We start from the raw sequence: 23515 nt of genomic DNA, 5'->3' as shown, positions 1-23515 counted from the left end.
TCCTGACGGGCGGCCTCCTCGTGGCGCGCGGCTTCCTCGTGGGCTGCCTGATGGGCGTCCGGGCGGGCTTCGTTCGCAGAGGGTTCGGGCACGGGGACAAGACTGCCTTATCGGGACGGGGACGTGCGGTGCCGGGTCTACCGTGGGGTGTGTGATTGATGTACGGCGCTCCGGCGATCGGTACCGCGGCGGGGAGCCCGGTGCCGGTATCGAGACCTTCCACGCCTTCTCCTTCGGGCCGCACTACGACCCGGACAACCTCCGCTTCGGCGCGGTCCTGGCCTGCAACGAAGAGCGTCTCGCACCGGGCGCCGGCTTCGACGAACACCCGCACAGCCACACCGAGATCGTGACCTGGGTGGCGGAGGGCGAACTGACCCACCGCGACTCGACCGGGCACGAGTCGGTCGTGCGCCCCGGGGACGTCCAGCACCTGAGCGCGGCCGGCGGAGTCCGCCATGTGGAACGCAACGACGGCGATGCCCCCTTGGTCTTCGTCCAGATGTGGCTGTCCCCTCTGACGCCTGGCGGCGACCCGGCCTACGAGCTCGTCCACGGCATCGCGGACTCGACGCCGTACGCGGTCCCCGCGGCGGGCGCACTCCTCCACGTCCGGCGCCTCGGCGCGGGCGAACGCACCGCGATCCCGGACGCCCCCTTCGCGTACGTCCACGTGGTGCGCGGCGAAGTCCAGCTGGGCGACGAGCGGTTGGCCACGGGGGACGCGGCACGGATCACGGGCGCGGAGGGCTTGGAGGCGGTGGCCGGGGGTGGGGGCGCGGTGGAGCTGCTGGTGTGGGAGATGGCTGGGTGAGTGCTGCTGTCGTGGGCAGGCGTGCCGCTGGGGCGGCACGGGTGGGCCCGGCGGCAGCACCATCCTGGCGGCAGCACCACCCCGCGAGGCCTCGCGCGCGGCCCTGCGTACGGCCCTCAGAGCTTGGCCGTACGGCGCTCGGAGCTCGGCGGTACGGCGCTCAGAGCTTGGCGGTACGGCTCTCAGAGCTCGGCGAGCACCGCGTCGGTGAACGGAGGCCATGCCTCGACGGCCCACGGCCCGAACGCACGATCCGCCAGGGCGACACAGGCCGCCCCCGCGTCGGGATCGACCCAGAGGAACGTCCCGGCCTGCCCGAAGTGCCCGAACGTCCGAGGCGAGGACGAACTCCCCGTCCAGTGCGGCGACTTGGAGTCCCGAATCTCGAACCCGAGCCCCCAGTCGTTGGGGCTCTGATGCCCGTACCCGGGAAGCACACCCTTGAGCCCCGGATGCACCACGGACATCGCCTCGGCCACCGTCCGCGGATCGAGCAACCGCGGCCCCTGCACCTCGGCGGCGAACTTCACCAGGTCATCGACCGTCGACACCCCGTCCTTGGCGGGCGAGGCACCTCCGTCGAGCGAGGTGGCATCCATCCCCAACGGCTCCAGCACCGCCTGGCGCAGATACTCCCCGAACGGAATGTCCGTCGCCTTGGCGACATGATCCCCGAGCACCTCGAACCCCGCGTTCGAGTACAGCCGCCGCGTCCCGGCGGGCGCCGTCACCCGGTGCTCGTCGAACGCGAGCCCACTGGTGTGCGCCAGCAGGTGCCGCACGGTCGATCCCTCGGGCCCGGCGGGCTCGTCGAGCTCGATGGCCCCCTCTTCGTACGCCACGAGCACCGCGTACGCCGCCAGCGGCTTGGTGACCGAAGCGAGTGCGAAACGGTGCCCGGTGGGCCCGTGCGCCCCGACGACCGTGCCGTCCGCGCGGACGACGGCGGCGGCAGCGGTGGGGACCGGCCAGTTCTCGATCAACGCCAGGCTCTGCATACGTACGAGCGTAAGCGCCCTAGAGGCTCAGCCGCATCGAGGGGTCGGGCTTGCGCACGAAGCCGAGCGAGGCGTACAACGGCTCCGCCTCCGCGGAAGCGTTGAGATCGACGCTCCCCGCACCCCGCTCCCGGAACCAGTCGAGGAGCACCTCCATGCAGGCCCGCGCATACCCGCGCCGTCGCTGACCGGGATCGGTGGCGACGCTGAACACACACCCCACCACGCCCCGCGGATTGCCCGCCCGCCCGATGCGGTACTCCAGCGTCCCCACCACCAGCGCCGCGAGCTTCCCGGGGTCCCCGGGCCGGTCGACGACGAAGGCGGCGAAATCACCCTCCGGATCGGCCAGTTTCTCCCGCACGACAGGAAGGGACTCGGCATGCCAGCCGGTGTCGGACTCGGCGACGACCGTCGAACCGCTGGTGGTCGTCGAGCCGGAGACGACCGTCGAGCCGGAGACGACCGTTGAACCGGCGGCTGCCGTCGAGCCGGTGGCGAACACCGAGTCGATCATCACCTGCCGCAACCTGATCAGTTCTTCGGCATCGTCTGGCGTGGCGCGACGCACAACACTCATGATCTGCACCGTAGTCACCACACGAACCGGCGTCCCCCGATTTACCGAGGGTTTGTATCCGTCACATGTTTCCTCCCGGTTCTGCTTGCTTAGAGCGCACTCCAAGGTTCTAGCGTGGCGGTCATGACGGTGATGGAGACCGAGACCACCCGCACACAGGGCCCCGCGCAGGGCCTGAGCGAAGCGACCCCCGGCACCGCCGGCGCGGGCGAGGGCGCCGCCGGCCCCGGCAGCGCCGACAGCGCCGACACCAAGGCGGACGCCTGCGCCTCGGCACCCACCGCGCACCCCCGCCCGAGCGGACAGGACCACTACACGATCAGCGAGGTCGTCGCCTTCATCGGCCTGACCGCGCACACCCTGCGCTGGTACGAGCGCATCGGCCTGATGCCGCACATCGACCGCTCCCACACGGGCCAGCGCCGCTACCGCAACCGCGATCTGGACTGGCTCACCTTCGTCGGCAAGCTCCGCCTGACCGGCATGCCGGTGGCGGACATGGTCCGCTACGCCGAGCTGGTGCGCGAGGGCGACCACACCTTCGCCGAGCGCCACGAACTCCTGGAGCAGACCCGCCGCGACGTCCGCACCCGCATAACGGAGCTCCAGGACACGCTCGCCGTGCTTGACTACAAGATCAACTTTTACGCTGACGCCCGCCCGGCGTCGGAGAGGCACTGAAAACGATGACCGCAGAGACGCCCAAGACGCCCAAGACGCCTGAGACGCCTGAGACGTCCAAGCTGCCCGAGACTTCCGTGACGGCTGCGATTTCCGAGACGGCTACGACGACCGGCACCGCCTGGACCGGACGGACTCCCGCCCCGATCGCGAAGGTGCGGCTCGGGACGGCCGGCCCGGAAGTCGGCGTCCAGGGGCTTGGCTGCATGGGCATGAGCTTCGCCTACGGCCCCACTGACGCCGAGGAGGCCCGGGCGACCCTGGAGCGAGCCCTCGAACTGGGCGTCACCTTCTACGACACCGCCGACGCCTACGCCGCCGGTGAGAACGAGAAGTTCCTCTCCCCCTTCCTCAAGGCCCACCGCGACGAGGTCGTCCTCGCCACCAAGTTCGCCCTGTCCATCGACCCGAACGACTCGACCAAGCGGATCATCAACAACGACCCCGCCTACATCCGCGCCTGCATCGACGCCAGCCTCCAGCGCCTCGACGTGGACGTCATCGACCTCTATTACATGCACCGCCGCGACCCGGAGGTGCCGATCGAGGAGACGGTCGGCGTGATGGCCGAACTGGTCACCGCGGGCAAGGTCAAGCACCTGGGCCTCAGCGAGGTCACCGGCCCCGAACTCCGCGCCGCCCATGCCGTCCATCCCATCGCCGCCCTCCAGTCGGAGTGGTCGCTCTTCAGCCGTGACATCGAGCAGGGCGTGGTCCCCGCCGCAGCCGAACTCGGCGTCGCCCTCGTCCCCTACTCCCCGCTCGGCCGCGGCTTCCTCACCGGCTCCTTCGCCAGCGCCGACAAGGACCTCAGCGAGGGGGACTTCCGCCGCCAGCAGCCCCGCTTCACCGGCGACAACGCCGCCGCCAACGCGGCCCTCCTCGAACCCGTCCGCACCGTCGCCGAAGCCCACGGCGCGAGCCTCGGCCAGGTCGCCCTCGCCTGGGTCCAACAGCAGGCCCGGATTCACGGTCTGGCCGTCGTCCCCATCCCCGGCACCCGCAGGCGCACCCGCGTCGAGGAGAACACCGCGGCCACCCGCCTGGAACTCACCTCCTCCGAACTCGCCCTGCTGAACCCCGTCGCCGCCCAAGTCGCGGGCGACCGCTACGCCGACATGTCCTTCACCTCGGCGGGCCGCGAGTAGCGGACAGCCCGCCCCCCCGGCACCCGGCTCCCTGGCTCCCCTGGCTCCAGAGTGCGGGAGCGTGCTGGCCGCGAGTGCTGGTCGCGAGTAACAGGCAGCCGACTCCACAGGGTGGCGACCGCGGAGGGGATGGGGGCCGTGCCGCAACGGCCCCCTCCCCGCGCGGTCCTTCACGCCAGCCCCAGTGCGAAGACCGCGAACCCGGCCGCCAGGAGCCCGGCCAGCGCCCGGCGCGCATGCGTGGCCCGCTTCCACGGTGCCTCGAAGCCGCGGGCGTAGTGGCCTATCAGCAGCAGGAGCGCACCGAAGACCGGGAGCCAGGCGACCCGGGCGGCTATCCAGCCCCAGGTGTCCGGGCCGGCCGTCAATCCTGGCACCGTGCCGCCGAGGAACGATCCGGGCACGGCCGCTGCGAGCATCGCCGTCTGGTGCCAGCACAGGATCGTCATCGCCGACAGGTTGATCACGACGACCGGCGCCCACAGAGCGGGCCTGCGCAGCAACTTGCCGATGCGCTCGCGCAACAGGATCGCCGCACCGCTCTGCGCGGCCGCCAGCGCCAGGACCAGCAGCGACGGCGGATGTGAATTGGTCCGGGCCTCACCCGGGACGCCGACCATCGATGTCGGGTAGTGGAAGACGAGCAACAGAGCGGCGAAGAGGGCCGTCCCTCCGACGAGCAGCAGCCACGCACCGCGCCCGCCCAGCTTCTTCTCGCCCCAGCTGACGCCCAGTTGATAGGCGAACATCCAGCCGGGCAGCAGATTCAGCAGGCTCAGCCAGGACGGCATCGCGTCCCCGAACGGGCCGTAGCGAAGGAAGTCGACGACGGCGACCGCGCCGAGCAGCGGCGCCGCGGCCCAGGCGCCGAGCCGCTCGGCCGCCCTGATGCACCACGGAGTGAGTGCCGTGATCACCGCGTAGATCCCGACGAACCACAGGGGCTGTATCACCAGCGTGGATCCCGTGCGCAGCGTCGTGCCCGGCACCCCCATCGCGTACAGCACCGGGAGCAACACGGCCCAGACGGCCGTCACTCCGAGGACCGGACGGCCGAGACGTGTCACCCGGCCGCGAAGCCAGCGCCCCGTCGACTCCCCGCGTGCCGCCGCCCGGCGGTAGGACAGGACGGAGGCATAGCCGCCGACCAGGAAGAAGATGCCGAGCATCTGCAGCACCCAGCTGAGCGGCGCGAAGAAGCCGAACGAAGCGAGGGGACTGGCGTTGTGCAGTGCGCCGCCCGCGTCGAGCGTGAATCCGCCGAGCAGCCAGTGCCCGGTCGGCACGGCGAGCAGGGCGAGCGCACGCAGCCCGTCTATGGCCCGGTCCCGATGTGCGGGCGTCTTGGCGTTGATCGCCGACGCGGTCCTGCGCAGGGTGGTCAGTGGGGTGAGGCTCATGGCCGCTCTCCGATGGGGTGGGCGTCGGCGGCAGGTGAGCTTCCGTCCTTGCCGTCGTCCGATGTGCTGGGGGCAGTGGTCTTCGCGATGGCGGCGAAGGCATGGAGGGAATCGGTGCCCGGGGCGAAGTAGCCGGTGTGGCCCTCGGCTCGCTCCGCGGGAACGCGTCGGGCGCCGAATCCCGGGTCGGCCGGGTCCTCGCCATGGCCGAGGCCGAACAGCTCGACGTTCGGCACGTCACCGATCCAGTCGCTGTCGTCCTTGGCCGCCCAGACGCGGGCGGAGGTGTGCAGATCGGCCACGCTGTCCGCACGCATACCGGGGGAGCCGAGCACCACCAGATCGGACGCCGTCAGCCGTGGTGCCGCAAGGCCGCACACCACCGAGCCGTAGCTGTGGCAGAACACCGCGGGGCGCGGGGCGCCGGATGCCGTCAGGCCCCGCACGAACCGCGCGAGCCGGGGTGCGCCGGCCTCCGCGAGCCGTCCCGTGGCCGCGTCGGGGCCGAGGCCGACCGGGGTGGTGTACCCCACCCAGGCGATCACCGCGGTGCCCTTGCCCGCCGTGGCGTGCAGGGAGCGTGCCATCCCGGCCGGTGTGCCGTACTCGTCCTTCGAGCGGTCGAAGGTGCTCAGATCGATGTCGGAGCCAGGCACGACGACGGACACGTGCTTCGCTCGCGCCAAGTCACCGTAGACCTCGGCCACTTGACCTCGGTCGCGCGGGTCGAAGGCGAGTATGTGCCGACCGGGACCGAGGAGCTCTTCGTAACGCGCGACGAGGGAGCGGGCCCGCTCGTGGTCCTGGAGGGTGAGGTCCGGGTCGGTCGCGCGGGCCTGCTCGCGGGCGCGCTCTGCTCTGAGGAAGCGGGAGTTGGCCTCGAACCGCAGGGCGGCCGGGGCGCCGTCCAGATTGCCGACGACCGAGGGGTGCCGCGTGACCAGCCGATGCTGCTGCGCCTCGCTCAACGAGCCGAAGAACGCGGCGACCCGGGCGGGGGTCGAGGTTGCCGGATCCGGCAACCGCACCCCCACCGTATGGTCCGCGCGCCAGGCCTGTGTGCCCGGTGGCGGGCCCGTGAGCGGCTGTTGTTCGTTGCCGACGGCCCAGCCGGCCGTACCCGCCACGATCGTGGTCGTGAGCGCCGCGGCGATCAACGTCCGCTTGCTGCGGGTCTTCCAGCTCCTGCGGGCTTCCCAAGAACGAAGGCGCATGGCCCGTCTCCCTCCCCATCTCGTGGCACGCTCTGGCGTGACGAGGGGAAAAGTAGGGAGACGGTGCCCGGCGGCACCTCACACTGGAGAGCCAACTAGCAGGTGATACCGGGGTATGTGGAGCTCATACCGCGGTATGGGGGGCGAGGGCTCTACTGCTCTCCGGGCGTGATCAGTCCGGACTCATAGGCGAAGATCACGGCCTGTGCGCGGTCCCGCAGGTCCAACTTGGAGAGAACCTTGCCGATGTGGGTCTTCACCGTCTGCTCGGCGAGGACCAGCTGCTCGGCGATCTCCTGATTGGACAGGCCGCGTGCGATCAGCACCAGTACCTCGGTCTCACGCGGCGTCAGACCGTTCAGTCGCAGCGCCTGGTCATTGCGTGGCCGCTGCTTGACGAAGTCCGTGATCAGGCGACGCGTCACCGACGGGGCGAGCAGAGCGTCGCCGGCCGCCACCACACGCACCGCCGAGATCAGGTCTGCGGGCGGGGCGTCCTTGAGGAGGAAACCCGAGGCCCCGGCGCGCAGCGCCTCGTACACATAGTCGTCCACGTCGAAGGTGGTGAGCATCAGAACCTTCGGCACGTGCACCACGCCGGGTGGCGGCTCCAACAGGGCGCGGGCCGCCACGAGGCCGTCCATCTCCGGCATCCGGACGTCCATCAGGACGACATCGGGATGGGTGTTGCGGCTGACGTCGACACCGACCCTGCCGTTCGGTGCCTCGCCCACGACGTCGATGTCGCTCTGGGCCGCGAGGAGTGCGGCGAAGCCGGCCCGCACCATGTTCTGGTCATCGACGATGATCACGCGGATGGTCATGCGGTGCCGGATTCCTTTTTCAGGAGGGGTAGTTGGGCCGCCACACGGAAGCCGCCGTCGGGCAACGGCCCGGCGTCGACCGTGCCGCCGACCAACCGTACGCGTTCGCGCATGCCGACGAGTCCGTGACCTGTGCCGCTGTGCTCCAACGAGTCGGGTGTTTCGGTGGGCGGGCCGTTGACCACGAGGATCAGCAGGTGGTCCTCGTCCAGGGTCACGGTGATGGTGGTGCGCGCTCCCGGCGCGTGCCGCATCACGTTCGACAGGGCTTCCTGGACGATGCGGTACGCGGACAGGTCGACGGCCGGCGTGATGTCGGCGAGCTGTGTGAGCACCGAGAGTTCAGGACGTGACAGATCGATCGGTATGCCGGCGCGCACCGTCGCTTCCACGAGATGCGGCAGTCTGCTGAGGCCGGGCTGCGGTGACCGCTCGCCCGGCGTGTCCTCGCTGCGCAGCACCGCGAGCAGCCGTCGCATCTCGTTGAGGGATTCACGGGCACTGGCCGCGATGCTCCCGAACTCCTCGCGTGCCGCGTCCGGAAGGCCGTCGAGGCGGTAGGGAGCGGAGTCGGCCTGCACCGTGATCACCGACATGTGGTGGGCGACGACGTCGTGCAACTCTCGTGCGATGCGGGCCCGTTCCTCGAGGAGGGTGCGCTGGGCGCGCTCGGTCTCGCTGATGGTCTCCTGCTCGACGAGTCTGCGCTGTGCGTCGCCACGCTCGCGCAGCAGCGCGCCGAGCAGCAGCGCGCCACCGCTCAGCACGATCAGCAGCACGCTGGTGTCCTGGCTGCCCGCGTCGCGGAACGCACCGAGGACGAGGCTCACGACGACGGTGACCAGCCAGATGCCCAGCAGGGTTCGGCGGCTCTCGCGCAGGGACAGCAGGAGGCACACGACCACGTAACCCACGATGATCATGGCCGTCCAGGGGGCGGGCCGGTCGTCGCCCATGGACAGCGTCACGATCGCCCCGAGGACGTCGGCGACGATCATGATGCACCAGGCGGCCAACGGACGGCTGACCGCCAGCAGAAGCGGCGCGGCCTGGGCGACGCCCAAGGCGCCGGCCAGCCCGCCGTTCACGCCGTAGTCGTTCGTCAGTACCTGGGTGGTGACCGGAATGAGTGCCGCGACGAAGCCCAGCGCGGCGATCAAGGGCACCTGCCGCATCCAGCGCTTGGGCGCCCGGGCGAGAAGAGGCTCGGCCCGCCCTGCCGGCGTCGAGAGGAAGGCCCCAGCCCTGCCCAGCCCTTCGCGGACCCCCGCGGTCGCACGCCGAAGGGTGACCCCACGCCTGTCCGGCTCGGCGGCCGGTGGGCGGGGATCCTGGTCCGGTGGTGTCGATGCGCTGCTCATGGCCTGATCAGCGTAGGCATGAAGCACGCCGTGCGCCGTCGTACCGCGGAGCTGACCTTGACCTCATACCCGGGTACGAACCGTGCTTCCCCGCGATACCCAGGTATGCCCCGTGAGCCACGGCCATAGGCGGCGGCCAGGAGCCGCGCCCCAGGAGCCGCGCCCCAAGAGCCACGCCCCATGACCGTGACTTCGCAGGCGGCCCGGCAGGCCGCCGTGCCCCGCGGGCGGCGGCTCTCCCGCCCGCCCGGTCACAGCTCGGCCAGCAGCTCAGTCTTCTTCGTGGTGAATTCCTCGTCGGTGAGCAGACCCGCCTGGTGCAGCTCACCGAGGTGCCGGATGCGTTCCGCGATGTCCGCCGGGTCGCGGCGGATCACCGGGTTGCTCTCCGGGACCGTGGCGGGCGTCAGGGCCGGGCCCGATGCCCGGACCGCGGCGAGCACCGACGCCGCGAACGGCAGCGACTCGTGCACCGGGCCGTACCCGAGACCGAAGACGACGGCCGCGGGATCCTGGTCCGCCTGCGCGGGCTGGGCGATCGGGGTCTCACGGCGCAGCAGCCGCAGATGGCCCTCGAAGACCTCAGGAGAGCGCCACTCGACACCGCTCAGATCCGTGACCAGGAAACTCTGGTCGCCGGCTTTCCACTTCGCGGACGAAGCGCCCGTCCAGAACCACCGGAAGGCCACCGACTTGCCGTCGAAGGACGCCTTGCCGTCGTAGGCCTTGAATTGCAGCGGCGTCTCAGGCGCGGCGACCAGGTAGCGGTCCGGAGGCCCGCAGTCGTCCTGGGTGAGCTGAGCCCGCAGCTCGTCCGCGTAGTACTCGGCGAGCGTCTCCCGCTCGGCGGGCAGCACGAGCCGATACGGGTCGCAGCCGTCCTTGAGCTGGCCCGCGGCCGCCTCCATCAGCGGATCCGCGCCCGGTCTCGGCACGGCGTGCAGGACGACCGTCCCTCGCTTGCCAGGAGTAAGTGTCACCGCCGCGATCGCCTCGTGGGGGATGCGGCGTTCGCCGAGCGCCTGAAGGAGCTTCGGCGTACGGATCCCCCGTTCGAAGCGGATGAGCACGGAGTCGGACTCGAACTCCCAGGCGGCATGAAATCCGGCCAGTACGTCACCCATGCGGCTCATCGTAGGCGGCACGCGCGCCTCCGTCCCTCCTGCGGCGTGCCGCTGTTTCGTCGATTTCTACGCGCGTCAGGCCACTGTCGTGCCGGAAAATTCCTTCCGGCAGGTGTCATCCCCGCTCGCACACGCCACCGAGCGGTACGAACCGATGCCGATGTCGGCGAAGTTCCTGAGGCTCTCCGTGCCCGGCTCGAAATAGCCGGTGTGGCCGATCGCGCCGCGTGCGGAGAGCACTCGTGCACCGAAGTCCCGCGAGACGGGGTCGGCACCGTGGCCGAGCCCGCCGACCTCCATGTTTGGCACATCCTGGATCCAGTCGTCGCCGTCCCTGGTGGCCCAGATCCGGGCACCTGTGCCCAGCTGCGCCGCCGTGTCGGCGCGCATGCCGGGGCTGCCCGCGACCGCGATGTCGGAGACGCGGGAGGGCAGCTGTCGTGCCGCGACCCCACACACCACGGAGCCGTAGCTGTGGCAGTACAGCGCGACAGGTGAATGTCCCGGCAGTCCGCGCACCAATGAGTTGAGCCGGATCGCGCCGTCATCCGCGCGCATCGACGTGGCCGCGTCGACTCCCAGGCCGATGGGCGCGGTGTAGTCGGCCCAGGCGATCACGGCGGTACGCGCGCGTGGGCTCGCCGAGTGCTCCGCGCCGTACAGGGCCTTGGCCATGCCGACGGGCGCCGAGTACTTGCGGTTCGTCCGCTCGAAGGTCAGCAGGTTCGTGTCCACACCGGGCACCACGACCGAAACCCGGGAGGCCCGGTCGAGGTTTCCGAAGACCTCGGCTATACGACCCGACCCCATGGGATCGAAGGCCAGGACCTGCCGACCCGGGCGCATCATCACGCCGAAGCGCTTCATCCGGCGCTCCGCCTCCTGTTGCCCGAGAGGGGAGAGCCGGTTGTCGTGCATGCGCTGTCGCTCGGTCTTGCGTGCCTGGTCCAGGGCGATGCGGTTCGCGCTGTATCGCAGCTCTACGGGGGCACCGTTCATGTTGCCGACCGCAAGGGGATAGCGGGTGGCGAGTCGGGTGCGCTGGTGGGCGTTGAGCGAGGCGAAGAAGTGCGCGAGCTTTCCGGCCGGGGCACTGGCGTCGGGCAGGTCACGCCCGTTGATGTGCCCGCGATCCCAGGCGGAGAGCGATGCGGCGAGCGGCGATGCGGCGTCCTTGTGGTGGCGTACCGCAGTCCAGCCCGTGGTCGCGAGCATGACGAACACGACGGCGAGCGCAAGCAGTGCGCGCCAGGCGCTGAGTTGAGGGGAGGAGTCGAAGGAAGTCACTACGGAACACCCTAGGAGAATCGTGATGCCTACCGTGCACCGGGTGAGGCAGATCACGTTTCCTGTGGGGTAATTGAGGCATAGCGGGCGCACTTTGAGCACTTTCGTCACGCTCCGTAGGCGGCGCATATGCGCAGCGCACCCGGGTGCACCACTACTGACGGTGCATCAATCCGTCACTCAACGTGTTGATTTGTTCGATGTGCAGATCCAGCTCGTATGTGACGTGGAGTGCGCGCGTTGTCACTGTTTGCGCCAGTTCTCTGCCAACGCGGGCCCCAAATGGTCGAGATATGTCTCGGTGATCGCGCGAATCGACTCCACGCTCGAGTCCTCGCCGGCGCCCCACAGTCGCCCGGTCACGCGCATCACTCCGCTGAAGGCGGCCACCACCACGCGCGGTCGCGGGTCCGTCTCCAGGTCGAGTCCCTCACGCTCAGCGATCACGCGTGCGATCTCCTCCTCCATCTCGATGGAGCGGCGCAGGTGTGCGGCGAGCAAGGAGGGGGTGGACTCGATCATCTGGTAGGTCCGCATGTGGAGTTCGACCGGGACGACTTCCTCGATGGACCGGCCCAGCGCGTCCCAGGCGCCGATGACGGCCCCGCGCAGGGCCACGAACGGCGCTTCGTCGGCGGGGCGTTCGCGCAGCGCCTCGACGAACCGCTGCTCCACCATCTCCTGCACGGCGAAGGCGGTCTCCTGCTTGTTGGTGAAGTACCGGAAGAACGTGCGCTGGGAGACGTCGACGGCTTCGGCAATCTCGTCGACCGTCGTCTCCTCGAACCCCTTGGTCGTGAAGAGCTCGAGCGCCGCGCGCAGGAGGGCGTCACGAGTGCGCTGCTTCTTGCGCTCGCGCAGTCCGGGCCGGACGGGCTCGTCGGAGGTGTCTTCGGAGACCTCTGCCCGCGGTTTCGCGGGGTCCGCCGCTCGCTGCTCGGTCCTCACGTCATGGCCCTCTTTTCACCGGTTTGACCAGCTCACCATACCTGTGAGCTACGTGACAGTTACCGACTTGTGAAATGGTTTGTCAACTGTCAGCGACTGACACTAGCCTCGAACGCATGACTAGTCAGATCACCGTCGACAAGGCGGACAAGGCGCCGGAGCCGTCGTCCGCTCCGGTCCCGGCCAAGGGGCTCCGTGGCCACCCTTGGCTGACGCTCTTCTCCGTCGCGATCGGCGTGATGATGGTCGCCCTGGACGGCACCATCGTGGCGATCGCCAACCCGGCCATCGCGAAGGACCTCGGCACCACGATGGCCGGTGTCCAGTGGATCACCAACGGCTACCTTCTCGCGCTCGCCGTCGCGCTGATCACCGCGGGCAAGCTCGGTGACCGGTTCGGCCACCGGCAGACCTTCCTGATAGGCGTGGCGGGCTTCGCCGTGGCCTCCGGTGCCATCGGGTTCTCCGGCAGCGTCGGCCTGGTGGTCGCCTTCCGCGTGCTCCAGGGCCTCTTCGGAGCCCTCCTGATGCCGGCCGCGCTGGGCCTGCTGCGCGCCACCTTCCCCGCCGAGAAGCTGAACATGGCGATCGGAATCTGGGGCATGGTCATCGGCGCGTCGACCGCCGGTGGCCCCATCGTCGGCGGTCTGCTCGTCGAGCACGTCAGCTGGCAGTCGGTGTTCTTCATCAACGTGCCCGTCGGGGTCATCGCTCTCGTCCTCGGCCTCGTGATCCTCAAGGACCACCGCGCGGAGAACGCGCCGAAGTCCTTCGACATCCCCGGCATCGTCCTGCTGTCGGGCGGCATGTTCGCGCTGATCCTGGCCCTCATCAAGGGCTCGGAATGGGGCTGGGGCGGTTCCAGGACGCTGCTCTTCCTCGCGGGCGCGGTGGTTCTCTTCGTGCTCTTCGCCTTCTGGGAGACGAAGGTCAAGGAGCCGCTCATCCCGCTGGGCATGTTCAGGTCCGTCCCGCTGTCCGCGGGCACGGTCCTGATGGTGCTGATGGCCTTCGCCTTCATGGGCGGGCTCTTCTTCGTCACGTTCTACCTCCAGAACGTGCATGGGATGAGCCCGGTCGACAGCGGGCTGCACCTCCTGCCGCTGACGGCCATGATGATCGTGGCCTCGCCGATCGCCGGTGCGCTCATCACCAAGTTCGGCCCGCGTGTCCCGCTCGTCGGCGGCATGGTCGCCACCGCCATCGCGATGTTCGGCATGTCCACGATGACGACGGACACCGCGACGCTGCCGATGTCGCTCTGGCTCGGTCTGCTGGGCCTTGGTCTCGCGCCCGTGATGGTGGGAGCCACCGAGGTCATCGTCGGCAACGCCCCGCTGGAGCTGTCCGGTGTGGCGGGCGGTCTCCAGCAGGCCGGCATGCAGGTCGGCGGCGCTCTCGGCACGGCGGTGCTCGGTGCGGTGATGGCGGCCCGGGTCGACAACGAGCTTCCCGCGAACTGGGCGGACGCCAAGCTTCCGCCCATGACGCCGGAACAGGCCGACCAGGCGTCCGCCGTCATCGAGATGGGTGGGGCCCCGGTCCCGCCGAAGGCGCCGGAGCCGGTCGCCGAGGCGATCACCTCGGTCGCGCACGACACGTTCGTGTCCGGCATGGGCCTGGCCTTCACCGTCGCCGGTGTCGTCGCGGTCGTCGCGGCGCTGGTCGCCACGTTGACCAAGCGGGGCGCCAACGCCGAATCGGGCGCCGGAGTCGGGCACATCTAGCCGGAGGCGCTCCGGGGCGCACCGGAGACATTTCAGGACGTATTGAACGCGTACGTCGAGCAAGCATCTGCCTGGCGCGCACGCATCAGGGAAAGCCCCTCAGGGTCCAACTGGGGGGCTTTCGCCTATCTGGGTGACGCACATCCGTACCCCTTCCGACGGGGCTAGCGAGTCGGTCACAGTTCTGACAAGTGATCGACACGACACGGGAGTTGAAGCAGATGCGTACGACCATGCCCACGACCTTCGCCGCGGCCGCGCTCGCCACGGTGATCCTGGCCCCCGCACAGGCTGGTGCCACGACACCGCCCGCACAGGCCGACCTCTCGACGCCCGCGAAGCACAGCGGGGCCGCCGCGCCGCCCACGCTCGCCGGTTGCGGGCCTGGGGAGCTCTGCCTATGGGGAAAGGCGAAGTTCAAAGGCGCCCGACAGGCGTATGAGCTGTCCGAGATCGACATCGAGAGCTGTGTAGCGCTGCCGGAGGGGGGCAGCGCTCAAGCCCTCGCCAACCGCACGGGCCGACCGGTCACCACGTATCAGTCCGCGGAGTGCGCGGAGACCGGCGAGTTCGACACCTATCCAGGGGGTGGCACCTGGGTCCCCGAATCGCCCTATCGGGTAAGGGCGTTCAAGGTCTGGGAGAACTGACCGGAGGCACGGGAGGGCCATCCTCGGCCGACGCCGGCCGCGGCACCCCGGCCGACAGCGCCGTCACCTGAGCCCGCAGCGCTCGCACCTCCGTCGTCAGCGCCTCGATCGCCGCCGTCTGGCGCCGCTCCTCGACGTCGTCCCGGTCGAAGCGCGAGATGAACCAGGCCGCGATATTGGCGGTGACCACACCAAGAAGCGCGATGCCCGACAGCATCAGGCCGACCGCGAGTATGCGGCCGAGCCCGGTCGTCGGCGCGTGATCGCCGTAGCCGACGGTGGTCATCGTGGTGAAGGACCACCACACCGCGTCGCCAAGGGTCTTGATGTTGCCGTTCGGCGACTCCCGCTCCACCGAGAGGACAGCCAGTGAACCGAACATGAGAAGGCCCACGACGGCCCCGGCGACATAGGTCGTCAGCTGAATCTGGGAAGCCATCCGGGCCCGGCGGCCGACCAGCAGCAGAGTCGAGACGAGCCGCAGCAACCGCAGCGGCTGCAGCATCGGGAGGAGGACGGCGCAGAGGTCGAGCCAGTGCGAGCGGACGAACTGCTTGCGGTGGTCGGTGAGGTAGAGGCGTACGAGGTAGTCGACGGCGAACGAACCCCAGACGATCCACTCCACCACCGTGCAGGTGGTCGCGACGCTCTTGCTCGCGTCGGGCACCACGATGGGCACGGCGTAGGCGACGGCGAAGGCCACCGCGAGCACGAGGAGCGGACGTTGGGTACGTCGCTCCCAGCGGAGCTGTGCCGGTTGGTGCTTTATGGGCGCTTCCATGCGCGCATCGTAGGAAACGCCGGAGGGCGGCGGGAGCCACCGCCCCACCGCCCTCCGAACGACCTACGTGCTACAGGTGCTGCACGGGCCAACGGTGCTAAAGGTGCGAGCACCGCACGGCCACGGCCACGGCCTAGGCGTCGCCGCCGGCAGCGCCCGGGTCGGCCGCCGTCACGTCGAGCAGCTGGTAGCGGTCGATGGCCTGCTTCAGTACGGAGCGGTCGAGCTTGCCCTCGCGGGCCAGCTCGGTCAGCACGCCGACCACGATCGACTGCGCGTCGATGTGGAAGAAGCGGCGGGCCGCACCGCGGGTGTCCGCGAAGCCGAAGCCGTCGGCGCCCAGGGACTGGTACGTCCCGGGGACCCAGCGGGAGATCTGGTCGGGGACGCTCCGCATCCAGTCGGAGACGGCCACGAACGGGCCCTCCGCGCCGGACAGCTTCTGCGTCACGTACGGGGTGCGCTGCTCCTCCTCGGGGTGCAGGAGGTTGTGGCGCTCCACGTCGACCGCCTCGCGGCGCAGTTCGTTCCAGGAGGTCGCCGACCAGACGTCCGCCTTGACGTTCCACTCCGCGGCGAGGATCTGCTGGGCCTCGACCGCCCACGGGACCGCGACACCGGAGGCGAGGATCTGCGCCGGGATGGCGCCCTGCTCGCCCGCCTTGAAGCGGTAGATGCCCTTCAGGATGCCGTCGACGTCCACATCGGCGGGCTCGGCCGGGTGCTGGATCGGCTCGTTGTAGACGGTGAGGTAGTAGAAGACGTCCTCACTGTCGGGGCCGTACATCCGGCGCAGGCCGTCCTTGACGATGTGCGCGATCTCGTAACCGAAGGCGGGGTCGTAGGCGACGCAGCCGGGGTTGGTCGAGGCGAGCAGCTGCGAGTGGCCGTCCGCGTGCTGGAGGCCCTCGCCGGTCAGCGTCGTGCGGCCCGCGGTGGCGCCGAGGACGAAGCCGCGGGCCAGCTGGTCGGCCATCTGCCAGAACTGGTCGCCGGTGCGCTGGAAACCGAACATCGAGTAGAAGACGTACACGGGGATCAGCGGTTCGCCGTGGGTGGCGTAGGCCGAGCCAGCGGCGATCAGTGAGGCCGTGCAGCCGGCCTCCGAGATGCCGTCGTGCAGCATCTGGCCGGTCGGGGACTCCTTGTAGGCGAGGAGCAGCTCACGGTCGACCGCCTCGTACTGCTGGCCGAGCGGGTTGTAGATCTTCGCGCTCGGGAAGAAGGCGTCCATGCCGAAGGTGCGGTACTCGTCGGGGGCGATCAGCACGAAGCGCTTGCCGATCTCCTTGTCCCGCATGAGGTCCTTCAGGATGCGGACGAACGCCATGGTGGTGGCGATCGACTGCTGGCCCGAACCCTTCTTCGCGGTCGCGTACGTCTTGTCCTCGGGAAGCTGGAGGGGCTTCGCGCGGACGACGCGGGTGGGGACGTAACCGCCGAGGCCCTGGCGGCGGTCGTGCATGTACTGGATCTCTTCCGAGTCACGGCCCGGGTGGTAGTACGGCGGGGCGCCGCCCTCCAGCTCCTTGTCCGTGATCGGGATGTGCAGGCGGTCGCGGAAGCCCTTGAGGTCGTCGGCCGTCAGCTTCTTCATCTGGTGCGTGGCGTTGCGGCCCTCGAAGTTCGGGCCGAGCGTCCAGCCCTTGACCGTCTGCGCCAGGATCACGGTCGGCTGGCCCTTGTGGGCCTTGGCCGCCGCGTACGCCGCGTAGACCTTCTTGTGGTCGTGGCCGCCGCGGCCCAGGTGCAGGATCTGCTCGTCGGTCATGTTCTCGACCATGGAGCGCAGGCGGTGGTCGTCGCCGAAGAAGTGCTCGCGGATGTACGAGCCGGTCTCGGTGGCGTACGTCTGGAACTGGCCGTCGGGCGTGGTGTTGAGCCGGTTGACCAGGACGCCGTCGCGGTCCTGGGCGAGCAGCGGGTCCCAACTCCGGTCCCAGACGAGCTTGATGACGTTCCAGCCGGCGCCGCGGAACTGCGACTCGAGTTCCTGGATGATCTTGCCGTTGCCGCGCACCGGGCCGTCGAGGCGCTGGAGGTTGCAGTTGACGACGAAGGTCAGGTTGTCCAGGCCCTCGCGGGCGGCGATGGAGAGCTGGCCGAGCGACTCGGGCTCGTCCATCTCGCCGTCGCCGAGGTAGGCCCAGACGTGGGACTTGGAGGTGTCGGCGATGCCGCGCGCCTCCATGTAGCGGTTCATCCGCGCCTGGAAGATCGCGCCGAGCGGGCCGAGGCCCATGGAGACGGTCGGGAACTCCCAGAAGTCCGGCATCAGACGCGGGTGCGGGTAGGACGAGAGGCCGTTCGGGGCCTTCGACTTCTCCTGGCGGAACGCGTCGAGCTGCTGTTCGGAGAGCCGGTCGAGGAGGAACGCGCGGGCGTAGATGCCGGGGGACGCGTGCCCCTGGAAGAAGATCTGGTCGCCGCCGTCGCCCTCGTCCTTGCCGCGGAAGAAGTGGTTGAAGCCCACGTCGTAGAGCGAGGCCGATGAGGCGAAGGTGGCGATGTGACCGCCGACCCCGATGCCAGGGCGCTGGGCGCGCGAGACCATCACCGCGGCGTTCCAGCGGGTGGCGTTCAGGACCTTGCGCTCGATCTCCTCGTTGCCGGGGAAGAAGGGCTCGTCCTTGGTGGCGATCGTGTTGACGTAGTCCGTGCTGCGCATCTCGGGCACGGCGACGCGCTTTTCGCGCGCGCGTTCGATGAGTCGGAGCATCAGGTAGCGGGCCCGCTCGCGGCCGCGTTCGTCGACCGCGGCATCGAGGGAGTCGAGCCACTCCTGGGTCTCTTCGGGATCGAAGTCCGGGACCTGACTCGGCAGGCCGCCAATGATGATCGGGTTGCGATCGGATCCGGAAGCCACGCTGTTCCTTCGCTGTTGGGGCTTTCGCCTGGGTTCTGCCTGGCTGGGAGACGTTCCCCATCGTGTACCGCGTGGGCGGAATCGTCATCTCTACTGAGAGGTAACCGAGGCCTCCGCCCGGCGGCCCTGGGGTAGGCTCGACCAAATCGCAACGATACGCCCATCCTGCCTAGCCGGTTCGTAAGGCCGTTCGGACCTCAGTTCCGATCGGCTTCGTGCGAGCGAAGTGCGAGCGGAGAAGGATCTGGCAGGTGGGCCTTCTGTTGCGGCGACACGGCCGGGAACGTCACCGTTTCAGCGGTCTTGACGGCCGGGTACTTGCGCGATCCGGTCCGCCCGTGTGGACTACCGCCAATGTCCCGCGCACGCGCGTGGGTGAAGGCATTCCCGAAAACATGATCAGGAGGCAAGCCGTGAGCGCGACCGCGGACCACGCGGAGGAGCGGACCAACCCTGCCGCGAGGCTGGGTTTCCAGCCCGAGCAGGTGGTCCAGGAGATCGGCTACGACGACGATGTCGATCAGGAGCTCCGCGAGGCCATTGAAGGGGTGATCGGCAGCGAGCTCGTCGATGAGGACTACGACGACACTGCTGACGCTGTAGTGCTGTGGTTCCGCGAGGACGACGGCGACCTGACGGATGCGCTGGTAGACGCCACCCAGCTGATCGAAGAGGGCGGCGACCTCTGGCTGATGACGCCGAAGACGGGCCGTGACGGCTACGTCGAGGCGAGCGACATCAACGAAGCAGCCCAGACCGCAGGCCTCGCTCAGACCAAGAGCATCAGCGCGGGCAAGGACTGGACGGGCAGCCGTCTGGTCACGCCGAAGGCGGCAGCCAAGAAGCGGTGAAGCTGCCGCTCAGGCAGCAGGAAGTCGACTGAGCCAATCGCTGTGAGCCCCCACCGACGTATGCCGGTGGGGGCTCATGCGTGTGCGCGGGGCGCGGGACGAGGGCCGCGACCGCGGGGGAAGTGCCCGCCCTGCGGGGTGATCGGACGAAACGCCCGTTGCGTAGGGTGGTCATCACCCGAACAGCCCCATCGAAGGGATGCGAACTCATGGCGCTCGCTGGAATCGCGACCGGCACCAAGGCCCCGGACTTCGAGCTGAAGGACAACCACGGCAGGACCGTGAAGCTTTCGGACTTCCGCGGCGAGAAGAACGTGGTGCTGCTCTTCTACCCGTTCGCGTTCACCGGTGTGTGCACGGGCGAGCTCTGCGCGCTGCGCGACGAACTGCCGAAGTTCGTCAACGACGACACGCAGCTGCTCGCGGTCTCGAACGACTCCATCCACACCCTGCGCGTCTTCGCCGAGCAGGAGGGCCTCGAGTACCCGCTGCTCTCCGATTTCTGGCCGCACGGCGAGGCGTCGCGCGCGTACGGGGTCTTCGATGAGGAGAAGGGCTGTGCGGTGCGCGGCACGTTCATCATCGACAAGGAGGGCGTGGTGCGCTGGACTGTCGTCAACGGCCTGCCGGACGCCCGCGACCTCGACGAGTACGTCAAGGCGCTCGACACCCTGTGATTCCTCAGGGGTGACACCCTGTGATTCTTCAGGTGCAGAGCCTGTGGCGGCCGGGAACCGGTCACTAGGATCCACTCGTTGATCCGATGGCAAAGCATGACTGGGGCTCCCCGCCCCTGGACATCAATTTGGGAGGACCTGTGGGAGTCAGCCTCAGCAAGGGCGGCAACGTATCGCTGAGCAAGGAGGCCCCCGGCCTGACCGCGGTTCTGGTCGGCCTGGGCTGGGATGTCCGTACCACCACCGGTACGGACTTCGACCTCGACGCCAGCGCCATCCTGACCAACGCCGAGGGCAAGGTCAGCAGCGACGGCAACTTCGTGTTCTTCAACAACCTGAAGAGCCCGGACGGATCCGTCGAGCACACCGGTGACAACACCACCGGTGAGGGCGAGGGCGACGACGAGGCGATCAAGGTCAACCTGGCGACGGTTCCGGCCGACGTGGACAAGATCGTCTTCCCGGTCTCGATCTACGACGCCGAGACCCGCCAGCAGTCGTTCGGCCAGGTCCGCAACGCGTTCATCCGCGTCGTGAACCAGGCGGGCGGCGCGGAGATCGCGCGGTACGACCTCTCCGAGGACGCATCGACGGAGACGGCGATGGTCTTCGGCGAGCTGTACCGCAACGGAGCGGAGTGGAAGTTCCGCGCTGTCGGTCAGGGTTACGCCTCGGGCCTGCGCGGCATCGCGCAGGACTTCGGCGTCAACGTCTGAGCCGAGTAACGCCCTCCGCCTTGTCGTCCGGCGCCGCACACCACGAGTGCGGCGCCGGACGCGCTCAAAACTCTTGCTCCCAGGCCCGGCCCCGATCGTCGGAGCCGGTGGGAGCCCAGGGAATTCTTGCTCTCGAACCACGGGGAGGACCACATCATGGGCGTCACGCTCGCCAAGGGAGGCAATGTCTCCCTCTCCAAGGCCGCACCGAACCTCACACAGGTCCTGATCGGCCTCGGCTGGGACGCGCGCTCCACCACCGGAGCACCCTTCGACCTCGACGCCAGCGCGCTGATGTGCAACTCGGGCCGGGTCATCGGCGACGAGTGGTTCGTGTTCTACAACAACCTCAAGAGTCCGGACGGCTCTGTCGAACACACCGGCGACAACCTCACGGGTGAGGGTGACGGGGACGACGAGTCGCTCCTGATCGACCTCTCCAAGGTTCCCGCCAACTGCGACAAGATCGTCTTCCCTGTCTCGATCCATGACGCGGACAACCGCGGCCAGACGTTCGGCCAGGTCAGCAACGCTTTCATTCGCGTGGTCAACCAAGCCGACCACCAGGAGCTCGCGCGCTACGACCTCTCCGAGGACGCCTCCACGGAGACCGCGATGATCTTCGGTGAGGTCTACCGTTACGGCGGCGAGTGGAAGTTCCGTGCCGTTGGGCAGGGGTACGCGTCAGGTCTGCGGGGCATCGCTCTAGACTTCGGGGTCAATGTTTCGTAAAGCCGGGGACCGGCGCGGGGGAGACCGCTAATGGGAGCCCGTACACACACGATTGGGTAGCCAGTGCTTCTGAAAACCTTCGGCTGGTCGTTCGCGGTTACCGCGCTCGGCCTGGTCGCGGCGGTGTTCTACGGGGGGTGGACAGGTTTCGGGATCGTAGCGATCTTGTCCATCCTCGAGATCTCGCTGTCCTTCGACAACGCGGTGGTCAACGCCGGAATCCTGAAGAAGATGAGTGCCTTCTGGCAGAAGATCTTCCTCACCATCGGTGTGCTGATCGCCGTCTTCGGCATGCGGCTCGTGTTCCCCGTCGCGATCGTGGCCATCAGCGCCAAGATCGGCCCGATCGAGGCTGTGCGTCTCGCGCTCAACGACAAGGACAAGTACCAGCAGCTGGTGACCGACGCTCACCCGTCGATCGCCGCGTTCGGTGGCATGTTCCTGTTGATGATCTTCCTCGACTTCATTTTCGAGGACCGTGACATCAAATGGCTCGGCTGGCTCGAGCGCCCCCTCGCCAAGCTCGGCAAGATCGACATGCTGTCGGCCTGCGTCGCCCTCATCGTGCTCATGATCTCCGCGATGACCGTCGCCACCCAGGCCCACCAGCACGGCGGCACACACGTCGACAAGGCGGAGACGGTGCTGCTCTCCGGTGTCGCCGGACTCATCACCTACATGGTCGTGGGCGGCCTCTCCGGCTTCTTCGAGAACAAACTCGAGGAAGAGGAGGAGCGCGAGCACGAGCAGGAGGAAGAGGCCAAGAGGAGCGGCAAGAAGGTTCCTGCCGTCGTCATGGCCGGCAAGGCCGCGTTCTTCATGTTCCTCTACCTCGAGGTCCTGGACGCGTCGTTCTCCTTCGACGGCGTCATCGGCGCCTTCGCCATCACGAACGACATCGTCCTGATGGCGCTCGGCCTCGGCATCGGCGCGATGTACGTCCGGTCGCTCACCGTCTACCTGGTCCGCCAGGGCACCCTCGACGACTACGTCTACCTGGAGCACGGCGCGCACTACGCGATCGGCGCCCTCGCCGCGATCCTGCTCATCACGATCCAGTACGAGATCCACGAGGTCATCACCGGCCTCGTCGGTGTCATTCTGATCGCCTGGTCCTTCATCTCCTCCGTCATGCGCAACAAGCGCATCGCGGCCGAGGAGGGCAAGGGCTCGGGCTCGGACGAGAAGACCGAGGTTCCTTCCGGCGTCTGACGCAGGGTCCGACCCGTCCCCGGTGTGTGACCCGGGGCCGAGTGAGGAACGCTTCTGAACGGGGCGGCCATCGAGGACGAGTCCTCCTGGCCGCCCCGTGGCATTCGTAACGGGCCCATGGGGCTCCGGTATTCATTGGGGGCGGCGATGTCCTTCTGGGACGGTCTTTGGCGTGGGCGCACGATGGACTACGAGTCGGGCAGCGCCGCGACCAACTCCATCGAACTCACCAAGCGGCACCCGACGGTCTCGCTCAACAAACAGGGCGCGGCCACCGGCAACCTCCGGGTCAACCTCTCCTGGCAGATGCGTACGTCCGACATCCTCGGCAAGCGCCAGGGCGGCAGCCTGCTGCGGCACCCCCTGCGGATGTTCCAGCCCGACGTGGTGCAGGCGCACACCCAGGGCGTGGTCAACGTCGACCTCGACCTCGGCTGCCTGTACGAGACGACGGACGGCGCCAAGGGCGTCGTACAGCCGCTCGGCAGCTTCTTCGGGAGCCTGAACGTCGCGCCGTACGTGAAGCTCAGCGGCGACGACCGGTTCGGTTCGCCGTCCGGCGAGACGATCTACGTGAACCTCGACCACCGCGAGTCGATCAAGCGGCTGCTGTTCTTCGCGTACATCTACGACCAGACGCCGGCCTTCGACCGCACGCACGCCAAGGTGACGCTCTATCCCAGCAACGGCCCGCGGATCGAGATCGATCTGGACGAGCGCCAGCCGCAGGCCCGCTCCTGCGCCATCTTCACGCTGGAGAACGTCAAGGACGAGCTGATAGTCCGCCGAGAGGTGAAGTTCGTGTACGGCTTCCAGGCCGAGCTCGACCGGCTGTACGGCTGGGGGCTCCAGTGGGGCCGTGGCTACAAGTCGAAGGTGGGCGGCGCCTGAACGGCACCGCGCGGCCCCATCGTCCCGGGCTCA

General features: G+C 68.8%; 22 protein-coding genes. 11 read left to right on the top strand and 11 right to left on the bottom strand.

Going from position 1 to position 23515, the window contains the following annotated elements; all coding sequences use genetic code 11:
• The first annotated feature begins 151 nt into the window (after window positions 1–151).
• Window positions 152–814 carry a pirin family protein gene (locus ACIGXX_RS12305; protein ID WP_399975048.1) on the top strand — a complete coding sequence of 221 codons (663 nt, stop codon included), beginning with the start codon at window positions 152–154 and terminating at the stop codon, window positions 812–814.
• A 182-nt stretch (window positions 815–996) separates the two neighbouring features.
• On the opposite strand, the gene ACIGXX_RS12300 is transcribed toward ACIGXX_RS12305, so the two are convergent.
• On the bottom strand, window positions 997–1812 hold the full coding sequence (locus tag ACIGXX_RS12300) for a serine hydrolase domain-containing protein (RefSeq protein ID WP_351160056.1): 816 nt from the start codon (window positions 1810–1812) through the stop codon (window positions 997–999).
• A gap of 19 nt (window positions 1813–1831) precedes the next feature.
• Window positions 1832–2392 carry a GNAT family N-acetyltransferase gene (locus tag ACIGXX_RS12295; RefSeq protein ID WP_383818689.1) on the bottom strand — a complete coding sequence of 187 codons (561 nt, stop codon included), beginning with the start codon at window positions 2390–2392 and terminating at the stop codon, window positions 1832–1834.
• Between the two features lie 123 nt (window positions 2393–2515).
• On the opposite strand from ACIGXX_RS12295, the gene ACIGXX_RS12290 reads away from it, so the two are divergent.
• Together ACIGXX_RS12290 and ACIGXX_RS12285 are read left to right on the top strand one after the other, a co-directional pair.
• Window positions 2516–3073: a MerR family transcriptional regulator gene (locus tag ACIGXX_RS12290; protein WP_399975044.1), complete on the top strand. Its 558-nt coding sequence runs from the start codon at window positions 2516–2518 to the stop codon at window positions 3071–3073.
• Window positions 3074–3279: 206 nt separating this feature from the next.
• On the top strand, window positions 3280–4221 hold the full coding sequence (locus tag ACIGXX_RS12285; protein WP_351160694.1) for an aldo/keto reductase: 942 nt from the start codon (window positions 3280–3282) through the stop codon (window positions 4219–4221).
• Between the two features lie 170 nt (window positions 4222–4391).
• Here ACIGXX_RS12285 and ACIGXX_RS12280 read toward each other — a convergent pair whose 3' ends face one another.
• The 7 genes from ACIGXX_RS12280 to ACIGXX_RS12250 form a co-directional block, all read right to left on the bottom strand.
• Window positions 4392–5621, bottom strand: coding sequence for an acyltransferase (locus tag ACIGXX_RS12280; protein ID WP_399975041.1), 1230 nt, complete (start codon window positions 5619–5621; stop codon window positions 4392–4394).
• Complete coding sequence (locus tag ACIGXX_RS12275) at window positions 5618–6835, bottom strand: alpha/beta hydrolase (RefSeq protein WP_399975038.1); 1218 nt, start codon at window positions 6833–6835, stop codon at window positions 5618–5620. Before ACIGXX_RS12275 ends, ACIGXX_RS12280 begins: the two co-directional genes overlap by 4 nt.
• Window positions 6836–6987: 152 nt before the next feature.
• The gene (locus ACIGXX_RS12270) at window positions 6988–7659 is read right to left on the bottom strand and encodes a response regulator (protein ID WP_399975036.1); all 672 of its coding nucleotides are present in this window, start codon (window positions 7657–7659) and stop codon (window positions 6988–6990) included.
• Window positions 7656–9020 carry a sensor histidine kinase gene (locus ACIGXX_RS12265; RefSeq protein ID WP_361462629.1) on the bottom strand — a complete coding sequence of 455 codons (1365 nt, stop codon included), beginning with the start codon at window positions 9018–9020 and terminating at the stop codon, window positions 7656–7658. Before ACIGXX_RS12265 ends, ACIGXX_RS12270 begins: the two co-directional genes overlap by 4 nt.
• 251 nt (window positions 9021–9271) lie before the next feature.
• Complete coding sequence (locus tag ACIGXX_RS12260) at window positions 9272–10144, bottom strand: DUF4429 domain-containing protein (RefSeq protein WP_399975031.1); 873 nt, start codon at window positions 10142–10144, stop codon at window positions 9272–9274.
• Window positions 10145–10219: 75 nt separating this feature from the next.
• Window positions 10220–11431, bottom strand: a complete 1212-nt coding sequence (locus ACIGXX_RS12255) for an alpha/beta hydrolase (RefSeq protein ID WP_351160034.1) — start codon at window positions 11429–11431, stop codon at window positions 10220–10222.
• 243 nt (window positions 11432–11674) lie between these two features.
• Window positions 11675–12292, bottom strand: a complete 618-nt coding sequence (locus ACIGXX_RS12250) for a TetR family transcriptional regulator (RefSeq protein WP_351160688.1) — start codon at window positions 12290–12292, stop codon at window positions 11675–11677.
• A gap of 203 nt (window positions 12293–12495) precedes the next feature.
• Between ACIGXX_RS12250 and ACIGXX_RS12245 the strand changes: the two genes are divergently transcribed.
• Both ACIGXX_RS12245 and ACIGXX_RS12240 read left to right on the top strand, forming a co-directional pair.
• Window positions 12496–14106 carry an MFS transporter gene (locus ACIGXX_RS12245; protein WP_399975028.1) on the top strand — a complete coding sequence of 537 codons (1611 nt, stop codon included), beginning with the start codon at window positions 12496–12498 and terminating at the stop codon, window positions 14104–14106.
• Window positions 14107–14339: 233 nt separating this feature from the next.
• Window positions 14340–14756 carry a peptidase inhibitor family I36 protein gene (locus tag ACIGXX_RS12240; RefSeq protein WP_361462943.1) on the top strand — a complete coding sequence of 139 codons (417 nt, stop codon included), beginning with the start codon at window positions 14340–14342 and terminating at the stop codon, window positions 14754–14756.
• Here the strand turns inward: ACIGXX_RS12240 and ACIGXX_RS12235 are convergent.
• Window positions 14737–15537, bottom strand: coding sequence for a potassium channel family protein (locus ACIGXX_RS12235; RefSeq protein ID WP_351160029.1), 801 nt, complete (start codon window positions 15535–15537; stop codon window positions 14737–14739). The genes ACIGXX_RS12240 and ACIGXX_RS12235 overlap by 20 nt on opposite strands.
• Window positions 15538–15670: 133 nt before the next feature.
• Window positions 15671–18403, bottom strand: a complete 2733-nt coding sequence (gene aceE / locus ACIGXX_RS12230) for a pyruvate dehydrogenase (acetyl-transferring), homodimeric type (protein WP_351160027.1) — start codon at window positions 18401–18403, stop codon at window positions 15671–15673.
• A gap of 413 nt (window positions 18404–18816) precedes the next feature.
• Here aceE and ACIGXX_RS12225 point away from each other — a divergent pair, with 413 nt between their 5' ends.
• The 6 genes from ACIGXX_RS12225 (at window position 18817) to ACIGXX_RS12200 (ending at window position 23482) form a co-directional block, all read left to right on the top strand.
• Window positions 18817–19254, top strand: coding sequence for a DUF3052 domain-containing protein (locus tag ACIGXX_RS12225; protein ID WP_249590132.1), 438 nt, complete (start codon window positions 18817–18819; stop codon window positions 19252–19254).
• A 209-nt stretch (window positions 19255–19463) separates the two neighbouring features.
• On the top strand, window positions 19464–19931 hold the full coding sequence (locus ACIGXX_RS12220; protein WP_351160022.1) for a peroxiredoxin: 468 nt from the start codon (window positions 19464–19466) through the stop codon (window positions 19929–19931).
• A gap of 140 nt (window positions 19932–20071) precedes the next feature.
• The gene (locus ACIGXX_RS12215; protein WP_249593057.1) at window positions 20072–20647 is read left to right on the top strand and encodes a TerD family protein; all 576 of its coding nucleotides are present in this window, start codon (window positions 20072–20074) and stop codon (window positions 20645–20647) included.
• A gap of 156 nt (window positions 20648–20803) precedes the next feature.
• Window positions 20804–21379, top strand: a complete 576-nt coding sequence (locus ACIGXX_RS12210) for a TerD family protein (RefSeq protein ID WP_351160684.1) — start codon at window positions 20804–20806, stop codon at window positions 21377–21379.
• A gap of 63 nt (window positions 21380–21442) precedes the next feature.
• Window positions 21443–22591, top strand: coding sequence for a DUF475 domain-containing protein (locus ACIGXX_RS12205; RefSeq protein ID WP_361462640.1), 1149 nt, complete (start codon window positions 21443–21445; stop codon window positions 22589–22591).
• A 147-nt stretch (window positions 22592–22738) separates the two neighbouring features.
• On the top strand, window positions 22739–23482 hold the full coding sequence (locus ACIGXX_RS12200) for a Tellurium resistance (protein WP_351160016.1): 744 nt from the start codon (window positions 22739–22741) through the stop codon (window positions 23480–23482).
• Window positions 23483–23515 lie beyond the last annotated feature (33 nt).

It is taken from the genome of Streptomyces sp. NPDC055243 (assembly GCF_044544025.1).
Classification (GTDB): domain Bacteria; phylum Actinomycetota; class Actinomycetes; order Streptomycetales; family Streptomycetaceae; genus Streptomyces.
Note: the sequence above shows the minus strand (reverse complement) of the source record. Positions and strands in the feature narration are given on the sequence as shown.